The organism is Streptomyces sp. NPDC051684, assembly GCF_044453445.1.
In the GTDB taxonomy this organism is placed as follows: domain Bacteria; phylum Actinomycetota; class Actinomycetes; order Streptomycetales; family Streptomycetaceae; genus Streptomyces.
In genome coordinates, this window is record NZ_JBITCS010000012.1 from 150,933 (window position 1) to 176,353 (window position 25,421).

A 25,421-nucleotide genomic window follows, 5' to 3' on the forward strand; every position below is an offset into this window, starting at 1 on the left:
AAGACCGCCCGGACCGGCTCAACTCATCGGCTCCCCGTCCCAGAGCGTGTCGTGGGCGCGGTGGGCGTCGGTGAGTCCGTTCGTGAAGAAGCGCTCGTAGTACTCGCCCTCCACGTGGTGCGCCTGCAACCAGACCCCCGGCACATGGATGGCGTCCGTGTGTGCGGGGAAGCGGCGGTGCGTGGCGAGGATGTACGTGCACACGTCGCGGGCGCACTCGATGACACGCTCGTCGTACTCGCTGGCCTCGGCGAGATAGCGCTGGCCGTAGTCCTCCTTGTAGATGCGGGCGAAGACGTCCTTGTCGCCGTAGGTGCCGCCGGTGCCGAACTTGGCGTCCACGATCGCGTCGACCGCGTCCGACATCGAGGCGTGCGCGGGCGGGCAGGCCGCGGCGATCAGCGGTTCGCCGGTCGCCGGGTCGGCCAGGCCCACCGGGTGCGAGCGCAGGTTGGCGTACTTGGGCAGCGGGACGTGCCAGCGCCACAGGTCCGCGAGGCGCCAGCGTGGCGTGACGAACGTGAAGCCGAGCATCCTCCCGTACGTCTTGGAGAACTTCGGGTCGCCCAGGGCGATCGCCGGGTTGATGGAGGCGTGGATCCAGGCGCCGAGGCCCATCGCCTCCGCCGTCAGCATCACGGTCTGAAGGAGCAGGTCCGCCTCGATCTGGGTGCGCATCGGGCCGAGCGCGCCCAGCGGCAGCTTCAGGTCCTTGTTGAGGAACCCGTTGTCCACCCACTTCTTCACGCCCGCCGCCCGGTACAGATTGCGGTCGTCGACGAAGGTGGGGCGTGCCCCGTCCGGCTGTGTGAGCAGGTACATCAGGGCGTTGATGTACTGGTGCGAGAGGTCGACCACCGGGAACAGGACGGTCGTCCCCGGCAGATTCGACAGGAACCGGTTGGAGTCCAGATAGGCCGGGAAGTCGCGCAGGCCCTCGGCGACGTCCAGGCGGCGGTCGAGGACCTTCACCTTCGACTGCCGGGCCCGCTCGACGAGCGTGTGCGCGTCGAACGGTTCCTGCGGGGCCGCCGGCAGCCTGCGCAGGAAGTACGTACCGCTGTCGTTGATCAGGAAGAAGTGCGTGCCCTGCGCGTTGTCGGGGCTGCCGGCCGTGCGGCCCGTCATCGTCAGGTTCGGCTTGGACATGATGGGCTTGCCGTCGCGCGGGTCCTCGAAGGGGCGGTCCGGCATCGTCAGCCCCGTCGAGCCGGTCACCGCGATCAGCAGCGCCTCCTCCAGCTCGCTCAGCGGCTGCGGCTCGTGCTTCGAGCTGTAGCTCATGGATCCGGCCGGCACCGACGCGCCGCGGGAGACCCGGTGGGTGCGGCGGCGCCAGATCGTCTTCAGGAGCGGGCGCGCGAGCAGGTCGTCGAGACCCTGGTGCCCCGTGGTGCCGTCAGCCATGCTCGCCACCGTTCTGGGCCGGCGTCACGGGACGCCACGGCGCGAACGCGCTGGCGTCGCGCGGCAGCAGGCTCGCGAGGTCCGGGCAGTGCCGCAGGATCACGGACTTCATGCCGCCCTTCTCCACCCAGGCCATGCCGAGCGGCGTGTAGATCTCCGGGCGGTAGTCGACGGTGAGGAAGCGGTCGCTCTGCAACCGCCGCGTCGCCATCAGGATGAAGATGCGGAACGCGGTGTCGGAGAAGCCGAAGCCGGTGGGCGGGTTCTCCGCGAACAGGCCGACGACCGTGTCGATCTCGTCGACGTCCCGGTACACCTCCTTGAGGCGGGCGAGGGTCTCCGGCTCCTGGGTGAGGTCCTCGAAGCGGCGGATGCGCTCCTTGTGCAGGCCCGCCCGAAAGTCGTTGTAGCGGGGCACACCGCGCCTGCGGGTGCGCATCAGGTCGACCACCGACAGGTCGATGATCTCGCCCTCGCGCTGGAAGTGCGTCAGCGACCTCGGGTAGTTGTGCAGCGTGATCGCGCCGGGGTGCGCGATGCCGAACGAGTAGAGCGTGTCCGCCAGGCCCGTCTTGCGGATCTGGCTCTCGGCGGCCGCGCCCTGGATGTCGTTGAAGCCGAGCGTTTCGAGGCGCTGCCCGAAGCGGTGCTCGCGCAGCTCGTAGTCGTCGGGGATCAGCGGGTGCATGCGGTAGACGGTGACGAAGTCCTCGGTCAGCGAGTACGGGGCGCCGTGGTGGTCCGGCATCGTCTTCGGGATGCCGGTCAGGGAGTGCGATTCGAGCAGCCACAGACCCAGCTGGTTCAGCCAATTGCGCGGCGGACCCTCCCAGTTGGTGCGCAGACCGATGTCGATGGCCTTCGTCGCGAGGATCGCCGGCGTCCACTCCACCGTATGGATCTTCGCGATCAGCGCGGACACCACGAGCCGCGCCGTGTGGTAGATCCGCTCCTCGCTCATCGACGGGTACTCGGCGCGCAGTGCGTCGCACACCGCGTTGTGCTCGCGGGCGAACAGGGTGTGCATCGAGCTGAGCCCCATCCACCAGTTGTCCTTGAACCCGGTGATCGGGATGCCGGTCCGGTCGATCGGGATGTGCCCGCCGTCCAGCAACAGCCGTGCCCCGCCCTCGGGTTCGCGCAGCTGCTTCGCGGTCTGCTCGTCGCCGCCGTACACCTCGGAGCCGTCCCACCAGTGCGAGGCGGTGTTCCCGAACAGGATCGGCGGCTTGTCGCCGGGCAGCTCGATCCCCTCGTTCTCGGCGAACCGCATCACGCTCTCCTCGGGCCCACCCGGGGTGTTGACCCACGTCCCCCCGCCCGGCGGCAGCGGCACCTCGACCGCCTTGTCGCCCTGCTTGTAGCGCCGGTGGTTGACCCAGTCGTGCACCTGGAACTGGATCCAGGCCGCCGCCAGGACGTTCAGCGAGGTCGCCGGGACGAAGCTCTCGCGCGCCAGCAGGCTGCGGCTGACCGTCACCGGGTTGGGCGTTTCGAAGAGGTCGGGCCGGAACACGGGCTTGAGATTGCGGCCGAACGCGGCGCCCACCGCGCCCATCTGAGGCTCCGACAGATCGTTGTACGTGCCGTCGTAGGAGCGCTCGGTGCGCAGCCGCTCGTCGACCGGGACCGGCACCGGCTCGGCCTTCGGCGGCGCTTCCTGGACGTCGGTGTCGATGAGGTTCAGCCTGCGCAGCACCTTCCGCAGGAACACCAGGTTCAGCAGGCTCAGGTCCACCGGCAGCCTGTGCCACGGGACATAGCGGTTCAGGGCGCGGAAGACGAGGCCCACGGGCGCGCCCAGGACCCGGTTCCTGAGTGGTTCGTGCGGGGTGAAGCGGGTGCCGTGCCGCTGCGCGCCGCTCGCCCGGTACGCGGCCTTGCGGGCCCGGTTGATATTGCCGAGCGGGCGGAACTCGTCCGTGGTGTACCACGGATTGAAGGACAGGTCCTCGATCCGCCGGGCCGCCGAGCGGGCCTCGGCCGTCGTGATGTCCTGGCTCGGCACGGTGAGGCGGGCCACGGGGATCGGCGGCGTGATCGCCTCCTTCCACTCCACGGCGCCGTTCTCGACGGGGGTGCGCCGCTCGTCGACGTAGCGCTGCACGCACAGGTCGAAGGCGACGTCGCCGCGGGAGAGGCGGTGCGCGAGCTCGCGGTGCAGGAAGTTCGGGTCGCGGCGGTCGGGGCGCGGCTCGGGGCCGCCGCCCACGGCGGGCCGCAGCAGGAACCGGACGGGTCCCGCGTCGGCCCACAGCATCGCGCCGCGGCTCCAGTACGTCTCCTGGGCCAGGCTGTTGACGGACTTGCGGGTCGCCGCCTGGACGTTGCGGCGCATCCGGTTCGCGGTGCCGAGACCGACGGCCAGCGGCAGCTTCACGAACAGGCCGAAGGCCTTCTGGAGCGGATTCCTGGCCCCGGCCATCGCCTTGGCGAACGCCACGAACTCGCGGGCGTTGGCGGCATGGGACACAGGGAAGGAGGTGGCCAGCAGGTCGTGGCTCTCCTCGGACGTGGTCCGCACCCGTACCGCGATGCCGTGCAGATCGGGCGCCCCGTCGGGCCCGCGCATCCCGCTCGCGTTGGAGAGCCGCACGGTCGCCGGATACTCGGCGCCGGGCTGGGCGAAGCCGGCGCGCAGCGCGGCCGGCAGGTCGTCGTTGAACCGCAGGCGGGCGTTCTCCACGCCGAGCACGGCCTTCGCGTGGAAGGCACGCTCGAAACCCTGGGCGCCGCTCGACCGACGGTTCGCGACCTGAACCTTCATGATCTCTCGGGCGAGGCGTTCGAACACGAGGCGCTCCGCCTCGGGGCTGCCGCCCTCGTACCGCTCGTACTGCGCAGGCTTGTAAGAAGCCTGACGTTCGTTCTCGGCCATCGGTTGCCGTCCCTGTCGGAGGTACGTGGGGAAGGTTCGTTCAGGGGGAGGGGCAGCGACGCTATCGGCGCCCTCGGGCCTGCCGCAGCGACCGATCCCGCCATGTACGTGCACACGAACTCCCGTACGCACAAAGGGATTTGCCCCTGTCAGTGCGCGGGCGGCACGGGCCGGGCCCGCACCGCGCGTCGCCCGCCCCACACCCGCCCCACCCGCAGAACCCGCGCGTGGCCGATCGACGACGCCTTGACGGCGGCAGGCCCCGATGGTGTGCTGCACAGCCCGTCATCCGGGAGGTGCCATGCGCCACGCGATCGTGCACGGACCCGCCTTCGCCGACCTGCGCCCCCTCAAGGACGCCATGTTCGTCGAGCCGGGCAGGACCACCTTTCCCGTCCATCCGGAACTGCCGCGCCTGCTGCGGGAGGACAAGGCCTCCTGCGCTACCGAAATCCAATTGCAGTGCATCGGGCTTCAGCCCGGTGGTGAAGCAAGTCTTCGATCGTGACGCGGAGCGTCGCAGTGTCGTGCCCCGCGGAGCGGGGTGCTGCCGTTTTCAGGGCTGGTGCCGCGCAGCGGCGCGGCGGTGTTCCGGTGGAGCCGGGCCCGAGGTTCTGCGAAACACGGTGAACTCGGAAACATACGTTCCTCATAGCCGTGGATGAATGAGGCTCGTACGCTCGTCGGTATGCAGCTTCGGTACGCCTTTCGCCTCTACCCGGAGCCCGATCAACGCTCCGCGCTGGCAAGGGCGTTCGGATGTGCGCGCGTCGTGTTCAACGACGCCGTGGCCGCCCGGCGCGCCGCCCGGGCGGCGGGCGAGCCCTACCCCACCTCGAAGGTCCTGTCGGCCTGGCTGATCACCTGGGCGAAGCAGTGCCCCGAGCGGTCCTGGCTCGATGAGGTCTCCGCCGTCGTCCTCCAGCAGGCGTTGCGGGACGCCGACGACGCCTACGGCAACTTCTTCGCTTCCCTCAAGGGCGAGCGCATGGGTCCCAGGATGGGTGAGCCGTCCTTCCGCTCGCGCAAGGACGCCCGGCAGGCGATCCGGTTCACCGCGAACGCCCGCTGGAAGATCACCGGGAGCGGGAAGCTGGTCCTGCCCAAGATCGGCCCTGTCAAGGTCAAGTGGTCACGGTCTGTGCCGGCGGTGCCGTCCTCGGTCACCGTCATCAAGGACGCGGCCGGGAGGTACTTCGCGAGCTTCGTCATCGACACCGACCCGGTCGCCGATGCCGCATGCCTGCCCCACGCCGACCCCGACAGCAGTGTCGGCATCGACCTCGGCCTCACACACTTCGCGGTCCTGGACGACGGCACGAAGATCGACTCCCCCGGGTTCCTTCGCCGCGCGGAGAAGAAGCTGAAGAAGGCCCAGCGCGAACTGTCGCGCAAGCAGAAGGGATCGAAGAACCGCGAGAAAGCGAGAGTGAAGGTCGCCCGCGCCCACGCCGCCGTCGCCGATGCGCGCAAGGAGTTCTGCCACCAGCTGTCCACCCGGATCATCCGTGAGAACCAAACGGTGGTCGTGGAGAACCTGTCAGTGGCCGGGCTCGCGCGCACCAGGGTGGCCAAGAGCGTGCACGACGCGGGCTGGTCGATGTTCGTGAACATGCTCCGGTACAAAGCCGAGCGGTACGGGCGCACGTTCGTGCAGATCGGCCGGTACGTTCCCACCAGCCAGACCTGTTCGGCCTGCGGGCGCCGAGATGGCCCCAAGCCGCTGCACGTCCGGGAGTGGACGTGCCCCGTCTGCGACACCCTGCACGATCGCGACATCAACGCCGCGAAGAACATCAAAGCCGCCGGACAAGGTGGTTCGAGCCTGCGGAGCACCGGTAAGACCACCCCCCCCAGCACCATCGGGGCAGCGGCACGGTGCGAAGAAACAGGAAGCCACGGAATCCCACACCGAAAACCGTGCCCCGGAGGGGCACAGCATTCGGTAGGGACGGCCAGAATCCTCGGGCTTCAGCCCGAGGAGCATGTCAAATCTACGACCGCGACGTGGTGCCCGCGCTGCCGCCGCGTCCCGTCGGCCCCTACGAGGCGTTCGGCCGCGAGTTCCACTTCCGCAGGCCGCGCCGCGCGGTCGACGCGGTGTTCACGGCGGCGGCCGACGCGGCGGCGGAGGCGGCCGCCTTCCCCGGCGACCTCCTCACCGGCGTGAACCCCCTGCGCAGGCTGCGCCGCCTGGGCGCGATCCCCGGCCGCGCCCGCGAGGAGGGCTGGATCGAGCGGGTGGAACCCGCCCTTCCGTACCCCCAGATGGACAGCCTCGCGGGCCTGGCGGTGGTGGCCCCGCTCGCCTTCTTCGCGGCGCGCCTGGCCCTGACGCGGACGCTCCCGTTCAAGTACTCCTTCGACGACCACGGCCCCGCGCACTATGTCAACGCGCTGGCACCGAAAAGGGTGTTGAGCGAGTACGGGGACGTGCGCTGACGCCTGGGGTCACACGGCCGTCGGCCACGCGTCCCGCCACGGCGCCGCCTCCTCGTAGGCCGCGCACACGTCCAGGAGCGCGCCGTCCGCGAGGTGCCGGCCGATCAGCTGCACGCCGACCGGGAGCCCGCCCTGCGTGCGGCCCGCCGGTAGTGAGGCGGCGGGCAGGCCCGTGAGGTTGGCGATCGGGGTGAACGACGTCCAGTGGTCCGTGGGCACCACCCGTCCGTCGATCAGCTCCGGGCCCGGCACCCCGACGGGGAACGCGGCGACGGAGGTGGTCGGCGTGAGGACCAGGTCGTACGTCGCCATCAGCCGGGCGACCCGGTTCACCACCGCCTTGCGCATCAGGTTGGCGTCGGTGAACTGCTCGGCCGTCCACGGCGTGCGCACGAGCGCCGCCAGGTGCGGGGACATGGCGGGACCGAGCCGGTCGGCCAGCTCCCGCATGCCCGTCAGATCGGTCTCCGCGGCGATGATCGCCCCGAACGCCTCGCTGAAATCGGGGAGTTGGAGGTCGATCCGGTCGACCTCGGCGCCCAGGCCCTTCTCGAAGACCTTCGCCGCGTCGTCCGCCACCCGGCGCACGTCGGGGTCGACGGCGACCCGGCCCAGATCCGGGCTGTAGGCGATGCGCAGCGGCCCTGCCGGGCGGCGCCGGGTCCAGGCCACGTCCGCGCACGGGATCGAGTGCCGGTCGCGCGGGTCGGGCCCGGCGAGCACCGAGAGCATGAGCGCGGCGTCGGCGACGGTGCGGGTCAGCGGGCCGATGTGCTCGATCGACTCCCAGCCCGACACCCCCGGATAGCGCTCGTCGCGGCACCCCGGATACACCGGCACCCGCCCCATCGACGCCTTGAACCCGAAGATGCCGCACAGCGCCGCCGGGATGCGGACCGAGCCGCCGCCGTCGCTGCCGAGCGCCACGGGACCGAGACCCGCCGCGACGGCCGCCGCCGAACCGGCACTTGAGCCGCCCGGCGTCCGTTCGAGGTCCCAGGGGTTGCGCGTCACCGGGAACAGCGGGTTGTGCCCGTTCGCGCTGTAGCCGAACTCGGTGGCGTTGGTCTTGCCGAGGACGACGGCGCCCGCCGCCCCCGACCGCTCCACCACGATGTCGTCCTCGTCCGGCACGAAGTCCGCGTACGCGTGCGAGCCGGAGGTCGTCCGGATGCCCTTGGTGGAGATCAGGTCCTTGACGCCGAGCGGGACCCCGGCCAGCGGGCCCGGGTCGCGGCCCGCGGCGATGTCGTCCGCGATCCGCCGGGCGGCGGCGCGGGCCAGGTCGGGCGTGGGCGTGCAGAAGGCGCCCAACCGCCCGTCCACGGCGTCGATCCGGTCGAGCACCGCGTCCGTGACCTCGACGGGGGACAGCTCCCGCGCGCGGATCAGCGCGACGGTCTCGGTGGCGGACAGGCGGCACAGCTCGCCGGTGTCGGTGGGGCTCACGGGTGGCGCCCTTCTGTGGTTCCGGTGGGGACGGTGGCGGGACGGGGTGCGTCGACGGCGGGCCCGGCGGCGGCCGCGCGCGGCGTGCGGCGCTCGACGAGCAGCAGGACGGCCGCGGCGACCGCCATGCCGAACAGCGGATCGACGGACCCGGGCAGGAAGAAGTGCGCGAGGCCCGCGACCAGGGCCCCGGCCGCCCACGCGCCGAGCGCGCCCCACCGGTAGTCGCGGGCGACCGGCGCCCGGCCCTTGCGGCGCAGGTACTGGTCGGTGATGAGCACGGCGCCGATGGGCGGCACGAACACACCCAGCAGATTCAGCCAGTCCACGAAGTGGCCCCACACCCCGCTGAGCGCGAACAGCAGCCCGACGACGCCGAGCCCGAGCGCGAGCGGACGCATCCGGGCGGGGGTGAGCGCCGCCCAGCCGACGGCGCCGTTGTAGAGGCAGTGCGCGGCGACGGAGCCGAGGTTGACGAAGACGAACAGCACCGCGAGCGCGGTGAGCAGCGGGCCGTGCCCGGTCAGCAGCGGCAGGAAGCCGCCGCCGTCGGCCGCGGGATCGGCGGACCCGCCGATCGCCACGACGACGCCGCCGAGCGCGTAGGCGACGAAGTTGGCGAACGGGAAGGCGAACGCCGTGGCGGCCACCGCGCTGCGCCCGTTCCTGGACCAGCGGGTGAAGTCGGCGGTCATGGTGCCGGAGTCGGCGAACCCGGCGATGACGATGGCGACGGCACCGCCGAACCCGAGGGCGCCGCCCGTGCCCTGATAGGTGAGGGCGTCGGAGGCGGAGGTGTGGCCCGCGCCGTAGCCGATGGCGACCGTCGCGAGGACCACGAACAGGGGCGTGGCGACCGCGCCGACGAGCGCGAGGGCGCGGATCCCGGCGACGGTGAGCAGGGTGTAGACCGCGCAGCCAAGGAGGGCGCCCCACATCGGGGCCCAGCCGAGCGTGTCCTGGAGGGTCGTGCCGGTGAGGCCGACCTGGAAGCTGAACCAGCCGATGACGACGGTGGCGAGCAGCCCGGCCGCGGCGAGCCTGCCGCGGCGCCCGAAGGTGTCGGCGGCCTGGAGCGCGAAGTTCTCGCCGGTGCGGCCCGCGTAGTGGCTGAGGGCGCCGACGTAGCCGAACAGGACGAGGTTGCCGACGAGGATCGCGAGCAGGCCGTCGAGGAGGCCCAGGTTGTAGACGATCACGCCGCCGAATACGGCGTTGCCGAGGTTCATCGGGAACCCGAACCAGACGGCGGCGACGGCCGGCAGGCTCTTGCGGGTGGTGGGTGGAACGGGTGCGTGTTCGTACTCTTCTGCGCTGGCCATGTGCCCCTCCGAGGGGGTGCCGGGGACCGGTTGGTATACCGCAAACGCGAGTGAAGGTAGAAGCCGCTTGTTACGCGGGAGGGCGCCCCGGGTTTCCCCTGGCGCGCCCTGCGTTGCCGCGGTGTAAAGGATCAGCGCATGTCGGCAGGGCGCTCCGTGCCGTCGAACGGGAAGCGGCGCCGGAAGGTGTCGGCCGCGTCCTCCAGTGTCACGAACGAGACACCCTCGTGGCCGGAGACGTACTCGATGAAGCGCTCCAGCATCAGCAGGACGTTGGGGCGGCCCGAGACGTCCGGGTGCAGGGTGATCGGCAGGACGGCGTAGTCCAACTCCCGGTGCACCCAGTCGAACTGGTCGCGCCAGTCCTGCTCCAGGGCGCGCGGCGAGACGTAGCCGTGGCTGTTGTGGGCGTGCTTGTTGAACAGCATGGGCGGCAGGTCGTCGACGTACCAGTTGCCGCAGAACTCGACGAGGTCCACCTCGTGGCCGTGCACCAGCGGCTTCATCCAGTCCTCGGCCGCACCCGTGTAGTCGATCTTCGTCCAGGAGTCGCCGACGCGGGCGTAGAACGGGGTGAAGTCCCGGTAGTTCTGCGAATGGTCGTAGGAGAAGCCGTACTTGTGCAGCAGCGCGGCCGTCGACTCCGACATCTCCCACCAGGGCGCCACGTAGCCCTTGGGGCTCCGGCCCGTGAACTGCTCGATCAGCTCGACGGACTTGGCGAGGACGTCCTCCTCCTGCTGCGGCGACATCTCGATGGGGTTCTCGTGCGAGTAGCCGTGCGCGCCTATCTCGTGGCCGGCCTCCACGACCATCCGGGTCTGCTCGGGGAACGTCTCGATGGAGTGGCCGGGGATGAACCAGGAGGTGCGGATCCCGTAGCGCTCGAAGAGCTTGAGCAGGCGCGGGGTGCCGATCTCGCCGGCGAAGACGCCGCGCTGGATGTCGTTGGGGGAGTCCTGGCCCCCGTACGAGCCGAGCCAGCCGGCGACCGCGTCGACGTCGACCCCGAGGGCGATCTGGATGTCCTTGGCCATGGGTGAACTGCTCCTTGCTAGCGGGGGGTTCGTGCGGTGAGTTCGGCGGTGGCCGCCGCGAGCGCCTGCCGGTCGGCGTCCGTCCAGTCGCGCTCGCGCGTGCTGTGCACGGAGATCCAGCCGGTCAGCGCGTCACCGGCCTGGACGGGCGAGAGCATCTGGGCGCGCACGCCGTACACGTCCTTCAGCGCCTCTGGCGGGTGCGGCGCCTCGCGGAAGTGCGGCTGCACCAGTGCGCGGCGCTCGGCCTCCAGCCACTCGACGGTGTGCAGACGGCGCTGGTCGAGGGAGGCGTCGCGGCGGATGGAACGGATGCCGGGGGCCAGCGCCTCGCCCGCGGTGAGATCGACGTGCAGGTCGTGTCCGGGCAGGTCGACGCGGAACGTCGTGCGGTCGGCGCCGGTGGCCTTCAGGAGCCGCTCCAACGTGCGCTGGACGTCGGCGCGCAGGCTGCCGTCGCGCAGCAGCTGCCCGTGCCCGGACCACGAAGGGCGCGCCCCGGCGAGGTCGAGCGCCCGCCACAGCGTCGCGCTGACCGAGTCGAACACCGGGATTCCCAGGGCCCGTTCGAGGCGCTCGGCCTCCAAGGCGCCGTACACGTTCGTGCACACCACGGCGACGGCCTGCGCCCCGTCGGTGGCCGCCGCCTCGATCTGGCGGGCCACGTCGGCGGGCGGGATCCGGGCGAAGGCCTCGTTGTCGTGCTCCCCGAAGGGCTCCGCGAGCACGCACTCCAGGCCCCCCTTCGCGTACGTCGACACGATCGCGTCGGCGACGTCGCCGGTGTACGGCAGGGCGAGGCCGAGGCGGGTCACCCCGTAGGCGGCGCAGGCGTCGAGCAGCGCGAGGGTCGACGTGGTCGCAGGGATGCCGGTCTCGGCGGTGAGCGCGGCGGCAAGCGCCCGGTCCCGCTCGATGCCGAGCCAGGACCCCGACGTCCCGTTCCACACGAGGACGTCGACCTTGGCGTCGGCGAGCTGCCGGGCCGCGGCCAGCATCGGCTCGGGCGCGAACTGGGCGTCGCTGCCGGTGTCGAGCGCGATCCGGGTGACCGGCACCCGCGCGAAGTGCGCGGTGGCGAGCCCCGGAGCGCCCTGGAGGAGCCCGTACGTGACCGGTTCGAGGCAGGTGTTGGAGGACGGCGTGAGCATGCCCACGCGCAGCGGACGGTTCTCGCTCGACAGGCGGTTCTCGGTCGATGAGTCGCTCATCGGACGGCAAGCCTCCTTGAGTAGTCGATGACCAGGGACGCGGCGGTGAACAGCAGTGCCGCGCCGACGAAGTAGAGCAGCGCCCAGGTGTAGGAGCCGGTGCCGCCGACGATGAAGCCGACGGCGATGGGCGTGACGATCCCGGCGATGTTGCCGGACAGGTTCATGGCGGCGCCGACCACGCCCGCGTTGGCGCGACCGCCGAGCGTGGAGGGCAGCGCCCAGTACAGGCCCGCCCAGCGCAGGAAGAACAGCACGACGGAGAGCAGCGCGACCGCCGTCATCGCGTCGGGGACCAGGACGACGCCGAGCAGGCCTGCCGTCACGGCCGTGCCCGCGATGCCCATCAGGGTGCGCAGGACGGTGTTGGCGGCGGTGCCGCGCGAGCGCCAGTGGTCGGCGAGCCAGCCGCCGATCAGCTCGCCGACGAAGCCGGCGCCGAAGATGACGAGCGTGGACCAGCCGATGGACTTGATGTCGAAACCCTTCGTCTCGGACAGGTACAGCGGGCCCCAGGTGAGCAGCCCGTAGAAGACGCCGTTGAAGCCCATCCAGCCCAGGCACATGCCCCAGAACGAGCGGTACTTGACGTAGTCGCGCAGCTTCGCGCGCCGGTCCTCGCCCGGCGCCGCCGCGTCCTCGGCGGCGTGCTCCCGCTCGATGTACGCCGCCTCGGCCTCGTTCACGCCCGCGTGTTCGCGCGGGGTGTCGCGCAGGTACCGCAGGGCAAGCACGCCGACGGCCACGGTCACCGTGCCCGCGACGACGAAGCTGATCCGCCAGCTGCCCGTCCAGGCGATCAGACCGGAGATGGCGATGCCGCCGAGCGCGGAGCCGAGCGGGGCGCCGCCGTCCATGAGCACCGCGCCGCGCCCGCGCTCCTTCGCGGGCAGCCAGTGCGCGTTGAGCTTGCCGCCGGCCGGCATCACCGGGGCCTCGACCGCGCCGAGCGCGAGCCGGGCCGCGAGCAGCGAGCCGACGCCGGTGGCGGCCGCCGTGGCACCGGTCGCGAGACCCCAGCCGACGCAGGCGCCGCCGGCCATTCGGCGCGGCCCGAACCGGTCGATCAACCGGCCGCCGGGGATCTGCATCAGCGCGTACGTCCAGAAGAACGCGCTGAGGACGAAGCCGGTGACCTCCTTCGACAGGTGGAGGTCCTGGGTGATCAGAGGCAGCGCCACGGACACGGAGCCGCGGTCGATGTAGTTGAGCGTGACGATGCCGAGGAGGAGCAGGAACACCTTCCAGCGGGTGCGACTGGGTGAAGCGGACGGAGCGGAAGGGGACTTGGTGGTTCTCGCGCCCTCGGCGGTCGCGGCGGCGACCTGCGGCGGATTGGCTGACGGCATGGCAAACCCTCTGTTGACGGGACCTTCGAGGTCCACGGTCCGGACAGGTGGGCACGCTTGTGACGTGCAGTGCACGAGCTATGGCATACCAAAGAATGGGGATCGGACCGTCGTCCGTCAAGGCGTTGGTATACCGTGAGCGGCAATTGACGGGGAGGAAACATGGCACAGGCGGGGGCCGGCGAGGCGGGCTGGCTGCGCGACCAGGTCTGCGAGGGCATCAGGGACCGGATCATCTCCGGTCAACTGCGGCCGGGGGACCGCTTGTTGGAGCGGGAGGTCGCCGAGGGGTTCGGGGTGTCCCGGATCCCGGTGCGCGAGGCCATCAGGGTGCTGCTCAGCGAGGGCTTCCTGGAGGCGGCCTCGGCCCGCAAGATCGTCGTCAAGCAGCTCTCGTTCCAGGACGTGCTCGACCTCTTCGACCTGCGCGAGGCGCTTGAGGTGCTCGCCGTACGGCGCGCCACGGAGCGGGCGCAGAAGCCGCAGATCGCCGCGCTTGGACGGCTGTTGACCAGCGCGGAGCGGGCCACCCGCACCGGAAAACCGGCCCGCATCTCCCGCGCGAACACGGCCTTCCACCACCACATCGTGGAGATCGCGGGCAACACCCTGCTCGCCAGCACCCTCGAGCCCCTGGAAGGCCGCATGCGCTGGCTCTTCCAACAGGTCGACGACCCGCACGCGGTGTGGGAGGAACACCAGTCCCTGTACGAGGCCATCGCGGCCCACGACGCGGACCTGGCGGCGACCCGCGCCCTGAGCCACGTCCGCCACTACCGGGAGGTGGCGATGAGGGTGCTGTTCGGCGCGGAGGTGCCGGGCGGGCGGGAGGAGGCCAGCGGCGCCGGCCCGAACCCCTGACAAAAGTCATGGTCGGGACGTGGACCAGCTCACTGCCGCCGGGACGGGCCGCGCGCCGACCATGACGTGCATGGACACCTCGGCAGCACACACTCGTCAGGCCCTCCGCCCCGTCAAGCGGCTGGTCGCCTCGTATCTCGCGCTCAGCGCCGCGACCCTGGTGGCCGTGGTCCTGCTGCGCCACCACCCCGCCGTCGTCGACGACGCCGTGTGGGTGCGCACCGTGATCGTCGTCGCGAGCGCCCTGCTCACCTACCGCTTCGCCGCAGGTGCCGCGCGCGGCTCGATCGGCGCCTACCGGCGACTGCGCATCGTCACCGCCGTGATGACGGTGGCCATCGTCGTCATCGTGGTGCTGCCCGGGGTCTTCCCCGTCTGGCTGCGCGTCGAGCAGAGCGTGTGCGGACTGCTCCTGCTCGCCGTCGTCGTCGCCCTCAACGGCCGCGCGATCCGTTCCCTGTTCCAGCCCGCATGACGGCTCCGCAGGCCGAGCGCGGTGTTAGCGTGCCCGCCATGGAGACGCGGGGCACACCGGCGGTGAGCCGCGATCCGCAGCGCTGGTCCCACGGCTGGCGGCGGATCGGGCTCGCTGCGGGCATGCTCGCCTATCCGGCCATCGCCGCGGTCGGCGTCGCCCAGTACAGCACCGGCACAGGCCGCCTCGTCGGCCTCGGGCTCGTGGTCGCGTTCTGCGTCTGTTACGCCCTCGGGACGATCGACGCCGAGCGCGGCCAAGGGCGGCGCCGCACCCTGCCGTTCGTCGTCCTCACTGCCCTCTTCCTCGCTTCGCTGCCCTTCGCCCACGAGTTCGCGTTCTTCCTGTGCACCGTGATCGTCTCCTTCGCCGCGCTGCGCTGGCGCCGCCACGCCGCCGCCCTGATCTGCGCGGGCGCCTTCGCCGCCCTCCTCGTGCCGTGGGCCGTGCGGCCCTGGCACACCGGCCCGGCCTGGATGGAGGCCGTCGCCCTCGTCTTCACGGCGCTGACCGTGTACGCCTTCGGGGAGATCGCCACGTCCCACCGCGCGCTCGTCGAGGCCCGCGCCGAGGTCACCCGGCTCGCCCGGCAGGGTGAGCGGGACCGGATCGCCCGCGACCTGCACGACCTGCTCGGCCACTCGCTCACCGTCATCACCGTCAAGAGCGGCCTCGCCCGCAAGCTGGCCGCGGCCGACTCGGAGCGGGCCGTCGACGAGATCACTGAGGTCGAGCAGTTGTCCCGGCAGGCCCTCGCCGACGTACGGGCCGCGGTGTCCGGCTACCGCGAGGTCACGCTCGCCGGTGAACTCGCCCGCGGCCGCGAGCTCCTGCGCGCGTCCGCGATCACCGCGGATCTGCCCGCGACGACCGAGGCCGTCGACCCCGCCCACCAGGAACTCTTCGGCTGGGCCCTGCGCGAGGGCCTGACCAACGTCGTCCGCCATGCCCGCGCGAGCCACTGCGCGGTCTCCCTGACGCCGACGTCGATCGAGATCCACGACGACGGCCACGGCGCCACCGCCCCTGCGGGCAACGGCCTCACCGGCCTGCGCGAACGGGCCGCCGCCGCGGGCGCCACGGTGACGACGGGCCCGGCACGCCCGGGCGGCTGGTGCCTGCGGGTGACGGTGCACCCGGGACGACCTACCGACGACCCGCGCTCCGATGCCTGACGCACGGCCGGGCACCTCGGAGCGGCCCGCTGCGACGGGGGCTCACCGCGACGCCCCAATGACAAAGCCCCCGCCAGCGAGCCTCCCGACATGGCGAAGGCCCGACATGGCGAAGGCCCGCCCCGCGAAGGCCCGCCCCGCGACGGCCCGTCATGGCGAAGGCCTGCCCGCACGACAGCCCGGCCCGGTGACAGCCCGCCCCGGTGACGGCCCGCCCCCGTCACGGCCCGCCCCCGCGACAGAAGGACCCCGCATGACGACCGCCCCGATCAGGCTGCTGCTCGCCGACGACCAGGACCTGATCCGCGGCGCCCTGTCCGCGCTGCTCGACCTGGAGGAGGACTTCGAGGTCGTCGCGGCTGTCGACAGCGGCGACAAGGTGCTCGCCGCGGCGCGCGCCCACCGGCCCCACGTCGCCCTGCTCGACATCGAGATGCCGGGCACGGACGGGATCACCGCGGCGGCGCAGCTGCGGGACGGGCTGCCCGAGTGCCGCGTCGTCATCCTTACGACCTTCGGCCGTGCTGGCTATCTGCGCCGCGCGATGGCCGCGGGCGCGGTCGGCTTCGTCGTCAAGGACGCACCGCCGGAGGCCCTCGCGGACGCGGTCCGCCGCGTGCTGCGCGGCGAACGCGTCGTCGACCCGGAGCTCGCCGCGGCCACTCTGGCGGCGGGCGACTCCCCGCTGACCGCGCGCGAACGCGACGTCCTGGAGGCGGCCCGTGCGGGCGGCGCGGTCGCCGACATCGCGGCGGCCCTGCACCTGTCGGAGGGCACCGTGCGCAACTACCTCTCCTCGGTCATCGCCAAGACCGGTACCCGCAACCGCATGGAGGCCCTGCGCACGGCCGACGAACGCGGCTGGCTCTAGCGCACGGGCCACGACAAGCCCTAGGCCATCTGCCGCCGCACCAACTCGTGCAACCGCCCACCCGTATCCGCCAACAACTCCGCAGGCGACCCCTGCTGAACGACCCGCCCCGCCGACATCACGACCACCCGATCCGCGTCCATGACCGTCGACAACCGATGCGCGATGACGACCCGCGACGCCCGGAGGGCCTTCGTGCTGTCGATCACGATCCGCTGCGTCTCATTGTCCAGCGCACTCGTCGCCTCGTCGAAGAACAGAATGCGCGGCCGCCGGATCAGCGCCTGCGCGATCATCAGACGCTGACGCTGACCACCGGAGACCGCGCCGCCGCCCGAGATCATCGTGTGCAGCCCCATCGGCATCCGCTTGATGTCCTCGGCGAGGCCCGCCATCTCGGCCGCCGCCATCGCCTCCTCCTGCGTGAAGGACTCGGCGCCGCAGATGCAGTCGAGGATCGACCCGCTCAGCGGCTGGGCGTTCTGCAGGACGACCCCGCACTGGCGCCGCACGGCCGCCTGGTCGAGCGCCGACAGGTCCTGGCCGTCGTACAGGACGCTGCCGTGGGCCGGGACGTCGAATCCGATCAGCAGGCGCAGGAGCGTGGATTTGCCGCAGCCGCTCTCGCCGACCACCGCCACGAACTCCCCGGGCTCGATCCGCAGGTTCACGTCGTCGAGAACCAGCGGTCCGTCGTCGGTGTAGCGGAAGGAGACGCCGCGGGCCTCCAGGGCGCCGGTCAGCTCACCCGGCTGCGTCGCCGCCTCGCGGACCTCGGGCTTCTCGTCGAGCACCGGCTTGATCTGCTCGAACATGGGCAGCACCGCGGCCGCCGAGATCAGCGCGCCGGTCAGCTGCGTCACCGACGTCAGAAGCATCGTCACCGACGTGTTGAAGGTGAGGAACGACGCCGCCGACATGCTGCCGCGGGCCGGACCCGCGAGCAGCATGAACATCACGAGCGAACACAGCGGCAGATAGACCGAGTTGAGGACCGACGTCGCGTTCTTGATGCGGCCCGCCCTGCGTTGCAGCTCCCGGGTGCGCGCGAACTCCTTCGCCCACGCCGCGTACGCGAAGCTCTCCGCGCCCGCGACGCGCAGCTTCGGCAGCCCGCGCAGCGTCTGGAACGCCTGGTTGTTGAGCTTGTTGCCGAGCTTGACCAGGCGGCGCTGCCAGCGCAGTTCGAGCAGCCCGAGGGTGAGGAAGATCGCCGCGACGAGGACCAGCATGCCGAGCGCCGCCATCGCCAGCGGGACGCTGTAGAGCAGCAGCATCACGAGGTTCATCGCGCCGACCGTCGTTGACTGCACGACGATCGGTCCGACGCCCGAGAGCAGGCGCCTGATGGAACTGATGCCCATCGCCGCGCTCGCCAGCTCGCCCGTCGAACGGGAGGCGAAGAAGCGGGTCGGTAGCCGCAGCAGCCGGTCCCAGACCGCCGGTTGGAGGACGCTCTCCACTCTGCCCTCGATGCGCAGCACCGTGAGGTTCTGCAGCAGCATGAACGCCGCCGTCACGACGCTGGTGACCACCACCGCCAACGACACCTGCGTGATGAGGCTCGTCTGCGCGTTGGGGACGAAGGTGCCGAGGACCTGGCCGGTCGCGACGGGGACGAGCGCGCCGAGGCCCACCGTGACCAGGCCAGCCAGCAGCAGCCTGCGGATGTCCGTCGTCATCGACTGCATGCTGAAGCGCATCAGCCCGAGCGGCGTCAGACCGCCGTCGGGGAGCGGGCGGTACAGCATGATCGCCCGCTCTTCGAAGTCCTCCGCGTTGTCCTCGTCGACCCGCACCCGCCGGTCGCCCGCCGGGTTCACGGTCTCGTAGCCGCCGCGCCGGTACAGCAGCGCGACCGGGGCGCCGGACGAGACCCGGTAGCCGACCAGCGGGCCCGCGTCGCGGCGCCACCAGTCGCCGGCGAGGCGCACCGGGCGGGTACGAAGCCGGGAGGCCGTGGCGAGTTGTTCGACCGGGTCGAGGCGGTCGCTGACCGCGCCCACGTGGTCGGGGTCGACGAGCCGGATGCCGGCCGCGTCCGCGACGATCTTGCAGGCGGCGTACGTGGCGTCGGCGCCCGCGTCGGCGGAGCGCACCCGGCCGCGCTTGGTGCCCATGGACGCGAGCAGCGTGCGGTCGGCCTGCTCGCGGACGGCCTCGCCCGCACGGATACCGGCCGCCGCGCGGTCCTCGTGGGCGCTCTCGAGCTGCTCGATCCAGCGGTCGAGCGTGGAAAGGAGCCGCCACTGCTGGTTTACCATGCGCTGCCACAGGCCTGTGTCGACCAGCAGATCGGCCGCCGCGTCCGCCGCGTAGGCGGACCCGTACTGCACGCTGCCGGGCGCCAGTTGGGGCCACAGTACGTCGTCGTCGGTGACGAGGGAGTCGCCCTGCACGTCGTGCGCGCCGACCGTGCGCCCGTCGAGCGGCGCCTCGAAAAGGATTTTCTGCCCGCGGCCGACGCCGAGCGCGAAGGCCTCCTCAAGGAGGCTCCAGCCGTACGAGCCGTCGTAGGCGGGCGGCGCGTACGGAAGCTCGCGCAGCGGGATGCGGCGCACCTGGCAGCCGCTGAGCGGCCGCCCCACGAGGGTGTGCTGGGTGCCCTCGACCGGGCCGAGCAGCAGCGTGCCCGGCTCCAGGCGGCCGAGGAAGTGCCAGTGGCCCTGGCTCTGCACGTCGACGGCGAACAGGTCGAGCGCGCCGCCCGCGACGAGCCACAGCACGTGCGGGCCCTCCAGCGGCAGGCTGCGCAGGTCGGTGCAGTCGACGGGGGCGCCGAGGCCGCCGAAGGCCGCCACGACTTGGTCGGAGGAGGTGAACTCCGCTTGCAGGTCGGTCATGTCAGTGCTCCTTGACCAGGTCCGCGTACGGCCCGCCGGCCCGCACCAGGTGCTCGTGGCGGCCGCGCTCGACGACCTGGCCGTGGTCGAGGACCACGATCTCGTCGCTGTCGCGCACGGTACTGAGACGGTGCGCGATCACGACGCAGGCGCAACCGCGTCGCCGGATGTTGTCCATGACCGTCTGCTCGGTCTCGGCGTCGAGGGCGCTGGTCACCTCGTCGAGCACGAGGATCGACGGGCGCCGTACCAGTGCCCGTGCGATCTCCAGGCGCTGGCGCTGGCCGCCGGAGAAGTTCCTGCCGTCCTGCTCGACCCGGCCGCGCACACCACCGGGGCGGCGCGCCACCACGTCGTACAGGCAGGCGTCGCGCAGCGCCTCCTCCACGGCCTCGTCGGAGATCGACGGGTCCCACAGCGCGACGTTGTCGCGGACCGTGCCCTCGAAGAGGAACACGTCCTGGTCGACGAAGGAGACGGAGGCCGCGAGCGCACCGCGCGGGATGTCGTCCAGGCGCCGGTCGTCGATGCGGATGACGCCCTCCCACGGCGCGTACAGGCCGGAGATCAGGCGGGAGACCGTGGACTTGCCGCTGCCGGAGCCGCCGACGAGCGCGACCTGCTGACCGGGTCCCACGGTCAGCGAGAAGCCGGACAGGAGCGGCTTGTCGAGCGGGCTGTAGCCGAACGTGATGCCGTCCAGCTCGATGTGCCCGCGCAGCCGGCGGGTGCTCTGCACCTGCTCGGGGCGCGCGTACAGCTGGTCGACGGGGAAGTTCTCCACGTCCTTCAGGCGGGCCACGTCGGCGGCGAAGTCCTGGATGCGGCCCGCGACACCGTTGAGGCGGGTCAGCGGCGCGGTGAAGCGGGTCACGAGCGCCTGAAAGGCGACAAGGAGACCCACCGACAAATGCCCCTCGACCGCCCGCATGCCTCCGATCCACAGGATGAGCGCGCTGTTGAGGGTCGCGAGGGTGGGCGCGACGACGCCGAGCCACGCGCTCGGCACCCCCAGCTTCTGCTGCTCCTCCAGGGTCGTCGCGTGCTGGCCCGCCCACCGCCGGAAGTAGCCGTTCTCGCCGCCGGTCGCCTTCATCGTCTCGATGAGCTGCAGGCCCGTGTACGAGGTGTTGGTCAGCCGCGCCGTGTCCGCGCGCAGCTTCTGCGTACCCGTCGCCCGCAGCCGTACGACCACGCGCATCGCCACGACGTTCAGCAGCGCGATCCCGACGCCGACCGCCGTGAGCTGCGGGTCGTAGGAGTACAGCAGCACCGCGTACAGCAGCACCACGATCCCGTCGACGCCCGCCGACGTCAGGTCGCGGGCCAGGGTCTCGGCGACCGCGTCGTTCGACTGGAGGCGCTGCACCAGGTCGGCCGGGCTGCGCTGCGAGAAGAACGTGACGGGCAGGCGCAGCAGATGCCCGAAGAAGCGGGCGCTGCTCAGCGTCGAGGAGATGATGCGGCCGCGCAGCAGGTTCGCCTGTTGCAGCCAGGTCAGGAGGGCGGTCAGCGCCACCATGGCGCCCATCGACGCGAACAGCGCGCCGAGCAGCGAGGTCTGGTCGCCGATGAGGAACAGGTCGATGTACGTCTTGCTGAGCGCGGGCACCGCCGCGCCCACGCCGACGAGCAGCAGGCTCGCGAGCAGCGCGACGAGCATCGTGCCGGTGGTGCCGCGCAGGCGTGCGGGCAGGGCCGTCATGATGCCCGGCTTGCGGCCTCCCGTGCGGAAGTCGTCGCCCGGCTCCAGGACGAGGACAACACCCGTGAAGCTCGTGTCGAAGTCCTCCATCGGCACGAAGCGGCGGCCCTTGTCGGGGTCGTTGATGGACACGCCGCGCCGCCCGAAGCGCCGCGTCATCCCCTCGTAGACGACGTAGTGGTTGAACTCCCAGAACAGGATCGCCGGGCCCTGCACCTCGGCGAGCGCGGTCGGCTCCATCTGCATGCCCTTGGCGGTCATGCCGTAACTGCGGGCCGCCTTGAGCAGGTTGGAGGCGCGCGAGCCGTCCCGCGAGACGCCGCACGCGATGCGCAGCTCCTCCAGCGGGATGTGCCGGCCGTGGTGCGCCAGGATCATCGCGAGCGCCGCGGCGCCGCACTCGACGGCCTCCATCTGGAGGACCGTGGGCGTGCGCACCTTCTTGCGGCGCTTGGCCGGCGGGGGAGCGGGGCGCGCGCGGCGGCGGTCCGGGCGGTGTCCCGCGGGCGGCAGGGAGGTCGTGGTCACGGCTTCAGCCAATCCATCGGACGCTGATCGGCGAGGTGCACGGAGCCGGAGGCGAGGGTCATGGAGGCGAGCGGATAGGGCGGCCCGCCGTCGGAGGACCAGGCGTACCCGGACTTGGTGTCCGCCTCCTTGAGCCGCACCAGGACCGGGACCCGGGCCCCGCCCTTCGTGAACTCGCCCGCCAGCGTGCTGTCCCCGATGAAGTCGGTGACCTGCCGCTTCGTCTCGGCGGCGCGGCCGACGGCCTTGACCGTCCCGCGCAGCACGCCGTACTGCTGCGCCTGCGGCACGTTCAGGTCGACGTCGGCGCCCGCGTCCACGTTGCCCGCGCTGGTGGCGGGCACGTACAGCATCGCGAGCAGCGGATCGTGCGCCGAGCCGGTCTTCTCCACCGTCGCCACGTCGGAGCCGGTCGTGACGACCGAGCCGATCCGCGCGACGAGCGCCGTGACCCGGCCGGCGTCGATGGCCCGCACGGCGCGGTTGCCCTGCGCGGTCTGCACCTTGAGGAGCGGCGCGCCCGCGCGCACCCGCTGGCCCTCCTTCACGTACAGGCCGGTGACCTGCCCGGTGACGGGGGTCTGCAGGACATAGCTGCCCTGCGCGTACGTGAGGATGCCGTTCGCCTTGAGCGTCGACGACACCGAACCGGTGACGGCCCAGACGCCGGCGGCGACCATCACGACGACGGTGACGGCGAGTACGAGCAGACCCTGCGGCCGCGCGAGGCGCACCGGCAGGTCGAGCTCCTCCGGCGACTGCAGTTTGGACAGGGCCTGTTGGCGGAACTGCACGGAGACTTTCCCTTACCTAGCTTCCATGCCGGGCGGGACTGAGAATTCCCGGACCCGGACGCCCCGAAAGCCCCGGGACACGGAGTCCCGAGGCTTGGGGTGCGCCACCCGTCAGGAGGTGGCGCGGCGATCCCGTGGGATCGAATCCGACTCAGAGGCCGGCCGTCACGCCGCCGACGAGGCCGGTCACGGCGCCGGTGTTGACGCCGGTGAGGCCCTCGACCGTGTTGGTCACGGAGGAGACGGTGCCCGAAACCGGGGCGATGCCGTCAACGGTGCCCTGAACCTGGCCGACGAGGCCGCCGACGAGGCCGCCGGAGACGTTGTCGAGGTCGGCGTCCGAGATCTCAACGGTCTCAATGTGGTTGCTCATAATGAGCCGCCCTTCTTGGGTATGTCCGGGTACTTCGAAATTCGCGGGGCGCGCTGGAAATCGGTGGCTGCGAATCCCTGCGGCCGTCATGCGATGCGGAGGATCAAAGCATGTTGACGCGTCGCACAGCTAATCGGACCGCGTCCATTCATAGGGGATCCGCGAGCCCAATTACCTTCATGTGCCGGGGTGTTCACAGCCGGGCGGCATGTCCTTCACATTCTTCACGGAGAGGATTGTGAACGCCCTGTGTCCCCCAGTAACAAAGAGGACAGTCGCGCATCAACGGCGCGCGGTGCTTGTATGAGGCAATGTTTTCTTGCGAAGCACCGTGACTGCCCTGCGCATTCGGTGTGCAGGTTTCTGGCACGCGACCGCGGCGGCGGTCAGGACGGCCGGCGGCACGAATCCCCACGGCGCGGCGGCCTCCCGCAGGGCAACGGCGCAGGCCGCGCCGCCGACCACGGCCAACAACCGGCCGATCACCCACAGTTGCTCCCGGCGCCGCCCGGACCCGTCGACGGCCCCGGTCACCAGCGTCGTCAACGTCCCCGTGAAATAGGTGGTGGGCGCGCCCCCGGCCCCCGCCGCGACCATCGCCGCGGACTGCCCGCCCATCGCGAGCGCGGCCGTCACGAGCAGCACGGTCCGCCACACCCCGGCCGGGTCCCCGCCGAGCAGCCCGCCCGCCACCGCGAGGAGGCAGAGCAGCCCGCACTGCGCCGCGAGACACACCACGACACGGCCCGGCCACAACTCGGTGCGGTCCGTACGGACCTTCCGGCACACCAGGGCGGTCAGCGCGGCCCCCACCGCGTACCCGCCGAGCGCGAACAGCGGACCGGCCACCTCGGGCCCGGAGCCCTGCCCCGCCGAGATGCCGAGCAGTACCAGGTTGCCGGTCATGACGCCCGCGAACGTCTCGCCGAGGGCCGTGAACGCGAGCGCGTCCACGGCCCCGGACGCGGCGGCGAGCAGGACGAGCGAGACATGGGGGCGTGTGTCCATGTCCGAGACGGTAGGCGCGCGACCCCCGTCCGAAACGCTCAGGCGTCGGCGCGTCGGGAGGGCTCGTGCGCTGGGGTGGGCCAGGGCCTGTCGTCAAGCTCCCGGCTGCGTCGCGGCCGGGTCGGGCCCGAGGTCCAGCGGCGCGAAGTCCACGCCCTCCCACAGGAGCCGCGAGACCTCCTCCGGGTACGACGCCGTGCGCGACGGCGCGTCGAGGACCCGCGTCGCGCGCCCGTCCGCGGTGAACGGTGCCCACCCGGGCCCCTCGCCCGCCGCGAACGCGGTCCAGGCCGTGCCCATCTCCTCGGACAGCGCCCGGGCCGCGGGCGGCACCTCGGCGCCGAGGAAAAGACCGGCGAAGTCGGAGTCGAGCGTCCCGAAGACGAGCGGCACGTCCAGGGCGTGGCAGGCCCCCATCGAGCCGCCCGCACCGGGCGCCTGCCAGTACAGCTCGTACGCGTACGAGGTCCCGCCGCCCGCCGTGTGGGCCTCGGCCAGGCGCAGCGTCGGCATCCGGAACAGCCAGTCGGACAGCACCAGTTCATGGAGGTCGGTCGGGCCCGCGGACGGGTACGCGACCCGGTAGCGGGCCTCGGCGTCCGGGCCGGGGCCGAACCGCCGCAGCGCCTCGGCCGCTTCCTCCTCGGTCGTCTTCCCGTACCGGCCCGCCATGATGGTGAACAGCCGGTACTCGTCCCGGTTGTGCCCGGTGAGCAGTTCGACGTCGCGCGCGGCGCCGCCCGCGAGCGCCTCCCACGGGGTGGCGGGCAGCACCTCGCCGTCGACCACCGGACCGAACGGGGTGGCGGTGTGGGCGACACGGCCCCATCGGTCCGCGTACGCGGGCAGCGCGCGGATCAGGTCGTCGGTGGCGTCGCGCAGCGACTTCGGCGCGTACGCGGCGACTTGAGCGGCACCCGCGCCCGGCGCCCCGAGCCGCTCCGCGATCCGCGCGCCGATGTCGCGCGCGAGATCGAGCGAGAAGTACGTGCCCGGCACGCTCTGCGCCACTGCGCGCCGGAACAGGCCCGCCGCCGACGGCATCGCGAGCAGCGCCGCCACCGATCCCGCGCCCGCGGACTCCCCGAACACGGTGACCCGGTCCGGATCGCCGCCGAACGCCGCGATGTTCTCCCGCACCCAGCGCAGCGCCGCCACCTGGTCGAGCAGCCCGCGGTTGGCGGGCGCGTCGTCGAAGACACCGAAGCCCTCTGCCCCGACCCGGTAGTTGAGGGTCACGACGACCGCGCCGCGGGCGGCGAGCGCGGAGCCGTCGTAGTGCGGCCCGTCCGTGGAGCCGGTGACGTACGCCCCTCCGTAGATGTAGACCAGCACCGGGAGGCGGGCGGCGCCGACGTCCGGGGACCACACATTGACGGTCAGCCAGTCCTCGCCCTCGGCGGCGATGCGGCCCGTGAGTCCGCCCACGAGGGACTGCGGGGGCGGCGGCCCGAAGGCGAACGCGTCGCGCACCCCGTCCCATGTCGCCGCCGGCTCTGGCGCCGCCAAGTGCAGGGATCCGGCCGGGGGTTGGGCGTAGGGGATGCCGCGGAAGACGCTCAGCGCTCCCTGCGTGAGCCCGCGGACCCGGCCCGATGCGGTGCGTATCGGCGCGGTCGGGGTGGCGTCGGTCATGCGTGTCCTCCCTGGTGGCTCGCCTGGTGCCGACCGGGTGTCGAAGCGCTTCGACGGA

Annotated in this window: 20 protein-coding genes; 7 read left to right on the plus strand and 13 right to left on the minus strand. The window is 71.9% G+C overall.

Annotation, left to right across the window (positions count from 1 at the left end):
- Positions 1–18: 18 nt before the first annotated feature.
- Together ACIA8D_RS17015 and ACIA8D_RS17020 are read right to left on the minus strand one after the other, a co-directional pair.
- Positions 19–1,407, minus strand: a complete 1,389-nt coding sequence (locus ACIA8D_RS17015; RefSeq protein WP_399232807.1) for a hypothetical protein — start codon at positions 1,405–1,407, stop codon at positions 19–21.
- The gene (locus ACIA8D_RS17020) at positions 1,400–4,285 is read right to left on the minus strand and encodes a peroxidase family protein (RefSeq protein WP_399232809.1); all 2,886 of its coding nucleotides are present in this window, start codon (positions 4,283–4,285) and stop codon (positions 1,400–1,402) included. Before ACIA8D_RS17020 ends, ACIA8D_RS17015 begins: the two co-directional genes overlap by 8 nt.
- A 301-nt stretch (positions 4,286–4,586) precedes the next feature.
- Between ACIA8D_RS17020 and ACIA8D_RS17025 the strand changes: the two genes are divergently transcribed.
- The 3 genes from ACIA8D_RS17025 to ACIA8D_RS17035 all read left to right on the plus strand — a co-directional run bounded on the left by ACIA8D_RS17025 (position 4,587) and on the right by ACIA8D_RS17035 (position 6,727).
- Complete coding sequence (locus ACIA8D_RS17025; protein WP_399232810.1) at positions 4,587–4,793, plus strand: hypothetical protein; 207 nt, start codon at positions 4,587–4,589, stop codon at positions 4,791–4,793.
- A gap of 180 nt (positions 4,794–4,973) precedes the next feature.
- On the plus strand, positions 4,974–6,455 hold the full coding sequence (locus ACIA8D_RS17030; protein ID WP_399232812.1) for an RNA-guided endonuclease InsQ/TnpB family protein: 1,482 nt from the start codon (positions 4,974–4,976) through the stop codon (positions 6,453–6,455).
- Positions 6,386–6,727, plus strand: coding sequence for a hypothetical protein (locus ACIA8D_RS17035; RefSeq protein ID WP_399232813.1), 342 nt, complete (start codon positions 6,386–6,388; stop codon positions 6,725–6,727). The genes ACIA8D_RS17030 and ACIA8D_RS17035 overlap by 70 nt, the downstream gene beginning before the upstream one ends.
- Before the next feature lie 9 nt (positions 6,728–6,736).
- Here ACIA8D_RS17035 and ACIA8D_RS17040 read toward each other — a convergent pair whose 3' ends face one another.
- The 5 genes from ACIA8D_RS17040 to ACIA8D_RS17060 all read right to left on the minus strand — a co-directional run bounded on the left by ACIA8D_RS17040 (position 6,737) and on the right by ACIA8D_RS17060 (position 13,095).
- Positions 6,737–8,176, minus strand: a complete 1,440-nt coding sequence (locus ACIA8D_RS17040) for an amidase (protein ID WP_399232815.1) — start codon at positions 8,174–8,176, stop codon at positions 6,737–6,739.
- Positions 8,173–9,498: a purine-cytosine permease family protein gene (locus ACIA8D_RS17045; protein ID WP_399232817.1), complete on the minus strand. Its 1,326-nt coding sequence runs from the start codon at positions 9,496–9,498 to the stop codon at positions 8,173–8,175. Before ACIA8D_RS17045 ends, ACIA8D_RS17040 begins: the two co-directional genes overlap by 4 nt.
- Before the next feature lie 131 nt (positions 9,499–9,629).
- On the minus strand, positions 9,630–10,535 hold the full coding sequence (locus ACIA8D_RS17050) for a polysaccharide deacetylase (protein ID WP_399232819.1): 906 nt from the start codon (positions 10,533–10,535) through the stop codon (positions 9,630–9,632).
- A 17-nt stretch (positions 10,536–10,552) separates the two neighbouring features.
- Positions 10,553–11,746, minus strand: coding sequence for a GAF domain-containing protein (locus ACIA8D_RS17055; RefSeq protein WP_399232821.1), 1,194 nt, complete (start codon positions 11,744–11,746; stop codon positions 10,553–10,555).
- Positions 11,743–13,095: an MFS transporter gene (locus ACIA8D_RS17060; RefSeq protein ID WP_399232823.1), complete on the minus strand. Its 1,353-nt coding sequence runs from the start codon at positions 13,093–13,095 to the stop codon at positions 11,743–11,745. The genes ACIA8D_RS17055 and ACIA8D_RS17060 overlap by 4 nt, the downstream gene beginning before the upstream one ends.
- 162 nt (positions 13,096–13,257) lie before the next feature.
- Here ACIA8D_RS17060 and ACIA8D_RS17065 point away from each other — a divergent pair, with 162 nt between their 5' ends.
- The 4 genes from ACIA8D_RS17065 to ACIA8D_RS17080 all read left to right on the plus strand — a co-directional run bounded on the left by ACIA8D_RS17065 (position 13,258) and on the right by ACIA8D_RS17080 (position 16,477).
- The gene (locus ACIA8D_RS17065) at positions 13,258–13,956 is read left to right on the plus strand and encodes a GntR family transcriptional regulator (protein WP_399232825.1); all 699 of its coding nucleotides are present in this window, start codon (positions 13,258–13,260) and stop codon (positions 13,954–13,956) included.
- A gap of 19 nt (positions 13,957–13,975) precedes the next feature.
- On the plus strand, positions 13,976–14,431 hold the full coding sequence (locus tag ACIA8D_RS17070) for a hypothetical protein (RefSeq protein WP_399232826.1): 456 nt from the start codon (positions 13,976–13,978) through the stop codon (positions 14,429–14,431).
- Between the two features lie 38 nt (positions 14,432–14,469).
- Entirely contained in the window at positions 14,470–15,606 is a 1,137-nt protein-coding gene (locus ACIA8D_RS17075) for a sensor histidine kinase (protein WP_399232829.1), read from the plus strand.
- Positions 15,607–15,859: 253 nt separating this feature from the next.
- Positions 15,860–16,477 (plus strand): DNA-binding response regulator, encoded by a 618-nt coding sequence (locus ACIA8D_RS17080; protein WP_399232831.1) that lies wholly within the window; start codon positions 15,860–15,862, stop codon positions 16,475–16,477.
- 20 nt (positions 16,478–16,497) lie between these two features.
- Here ACIA8D_RS17080 and ACIA8D_RS17085 read toward each other — a convergent pair whose 3' ends face one another.
- The 6 genes from ACIA8D_RS17085 to ACIA8D_RS17110 form a co-directional block, all read right to left on the minus strand.
- Positions 16,498–19,320 carry an NHLP bacteriocin export ABC transporter permease/ATPase subunit gene (locus ACIA8D_RS17085; protein WP_399232833.1) on the minus strand — a complete coding sequence of 941 codons (2,823 nt, stop codon included), beginning with the start codon at positions 19,318–19,320 and terminating at the stop codon, positions 16,498–16,500.
- 1 nt (position 19,321) lies between these two features.
- Complete coding sequence (locus ACIA8D_RS17090) at positions 19,322–21,553, minus strand: NHLP family bacteriocin export ABC transporter peptidase/permease/ATPase subunit (protein ID WP_399232834.1); 2,232 nt, start codon at positions 21,551–21,553, stop codon at positions 19,322–19,324.
- Positions 21,550–22,347 (minus strand): DUF2118 domain-containing protein, encoded by a 798-nt coding sequence (locus ACIA8D_RS17095; RefSeq protein WP_399232837.1) that lies wholly within the window; start codon positions 22,345–22,347, stop codon positions 21,550–21,552. The genes ACIA8D_RS17090 and ACIA8D_RS17095 overlap by 4 nt, the downstream gene beginning before the upstream one ends.
- Before the next feature lie 151 nt (positions 22,348–22,498).
- Positions 22,499–22,720, minus strand: a complete 222-nt coding sequence (locus tag ACIA8D_RS17100) for a type A2 lantipeptide (RefSeq protein ID WP_399232839.1) — start codon at positions 22,718–22,720, stop codon at positions 22,499–22,501.
- Positions 22,721–23,002: 282 nt separating this feature from the next.
- Positions 23,003–23,728: a YoaK family protein gene (locus ACIA8D_RS17105; protein WP_399232841.1), complete on the minus strand. Its 726-nt coding sequence runs from the start codon at positions 23,726–23,728 to the stop codon at positions 23,003–23,005.
- A gap of 93 nt (positions 23,729–23,821) precedes the next feature.
- Positions 23,822–25,363, minus strand: a complete 1,542-nt coding sequence (locus tag ACIA8D_RS17110; RefSeq protein WP_399232843.1) for a carboxylesterase/lipase family protein — start codon at positions 25,361–25,363, stop codon at positions 23,822–23,824.
- Positions 25,364–25,421: the final 58 nt, after the last annotated feature.

Excerpts from the sequence above, each read along its gene's own strand:
- ACIA8D_RS17025 (WP_399232810.1), top strand. The coding sequence starts at position 4,587 with ATGCGCCACGCGATCGTGCACGGACCCGCCTTCGCCGACCTGCGCCCC.
- ACIA8D_RS17105 (WP_399232841.1), bottom strand. The coding sequence starts at position 23,728 with ATGGACACACGCCCCCATGTCTCGCTCGTCCTGCTCGCCGCCGCGTCC.
- ACIA8D_RS17015 (WP_399232807.1), bottom strand. The coding sequence starts at position 1,407 with ATGGCTGACGGCACCACGGGGCACCAGGGTCTCGACGACCTGCTCGCG.
- ACIA8D_RS17075 (WP_399232829.1), top strand. The coding sequence starts at position 14,470 with ATGGAGACGCGGGGCACACCGGCGGTGAGCCGCGATCCGCAGCGCTGG.
- ACIA8D_RS17085 (WP_399232833.1), bottom strand. The coding sequence starts at position 19,320 with ATGACCGACCTGCAAGCGGAGTTCACCTCCTCCGACCAAGTCGTGGCG.
- ACIA8D_RS17060 (WP_399232823.1), bottom strand. The coding sequence starts at position 13,095 with ATGCCGTCAGCCAATCCGCCGCAGGTCGCCGCCGCGACCGCCGAGGGC.
- ACIA8D_RS17110 (WP_399232843.1), bottom strand. The coding sequence starts at position 25,363 with ATGACCGACGCCACCCCGACCGCGCCGATACGCACCGCATCGGGCCGG.
- ACIA8D_RS17045 (WP_399232817.1), bottom strand. The coding sequence starts at position 9,498 with ATGGCCAGCGCAGAAGAGTACGAACACGCACCCGTTCCACCCACCACC.
- ACIA8D_RS17055 (WP_399232821.1), bottom strand. The coding sequence starts at position 11,746 with ATGAGCGACTCATCGACCGAGAACCGCCTGTCGAGCGAGAACCGTCCG.
- ACIA8D_RS17065 (WP_399232825.1), top strand. The coding sequence starts at position 13,258 with ATGGCACAGGCGGGGGCCGGCGAGGCGGGCTGGCTGCGCGACCAGGTC.
- ACIA8D_RS17080 (WP_399232831.1), top strand. The coding sequence starts at position 15,860 with ATGACGACCGCCCCGATCAGGCTGCTGCTCGCCGACGACCAGGACCTG.
- ACIA8D_RS17020 (WP_399232809.1), bottom strand. The coding sequence starts at position 4,285 with ATGGCCGAGAACGAACGTCAGGCTTCTTACAAGCCTGCGCAGTACGAG.
- ACIA8D_RS17030 (WP_399232812.1), top strand. The coding sequence starts at position 4,974 with ATGCAGCTTCGGTACGCCTTTCGCCTCTACCCGGAGCCCGATCAACGC.
- ACIA8D_RS17100 (WP_399232839.1), bottom strand. The coding sequence starts at position 22,720 with ATGAGCAACCACATTGAGACCGTTGAGATCTCGGACGCCGACCTCGAC.
- ACIA8D_RS17050 (WP_399232819.1), bottom strand. The coding sequence starts at position 10,535 with ATGGCCAAGGACATCCAGATCGCCCTCGGGGTCGACGTCGACGCGGTC.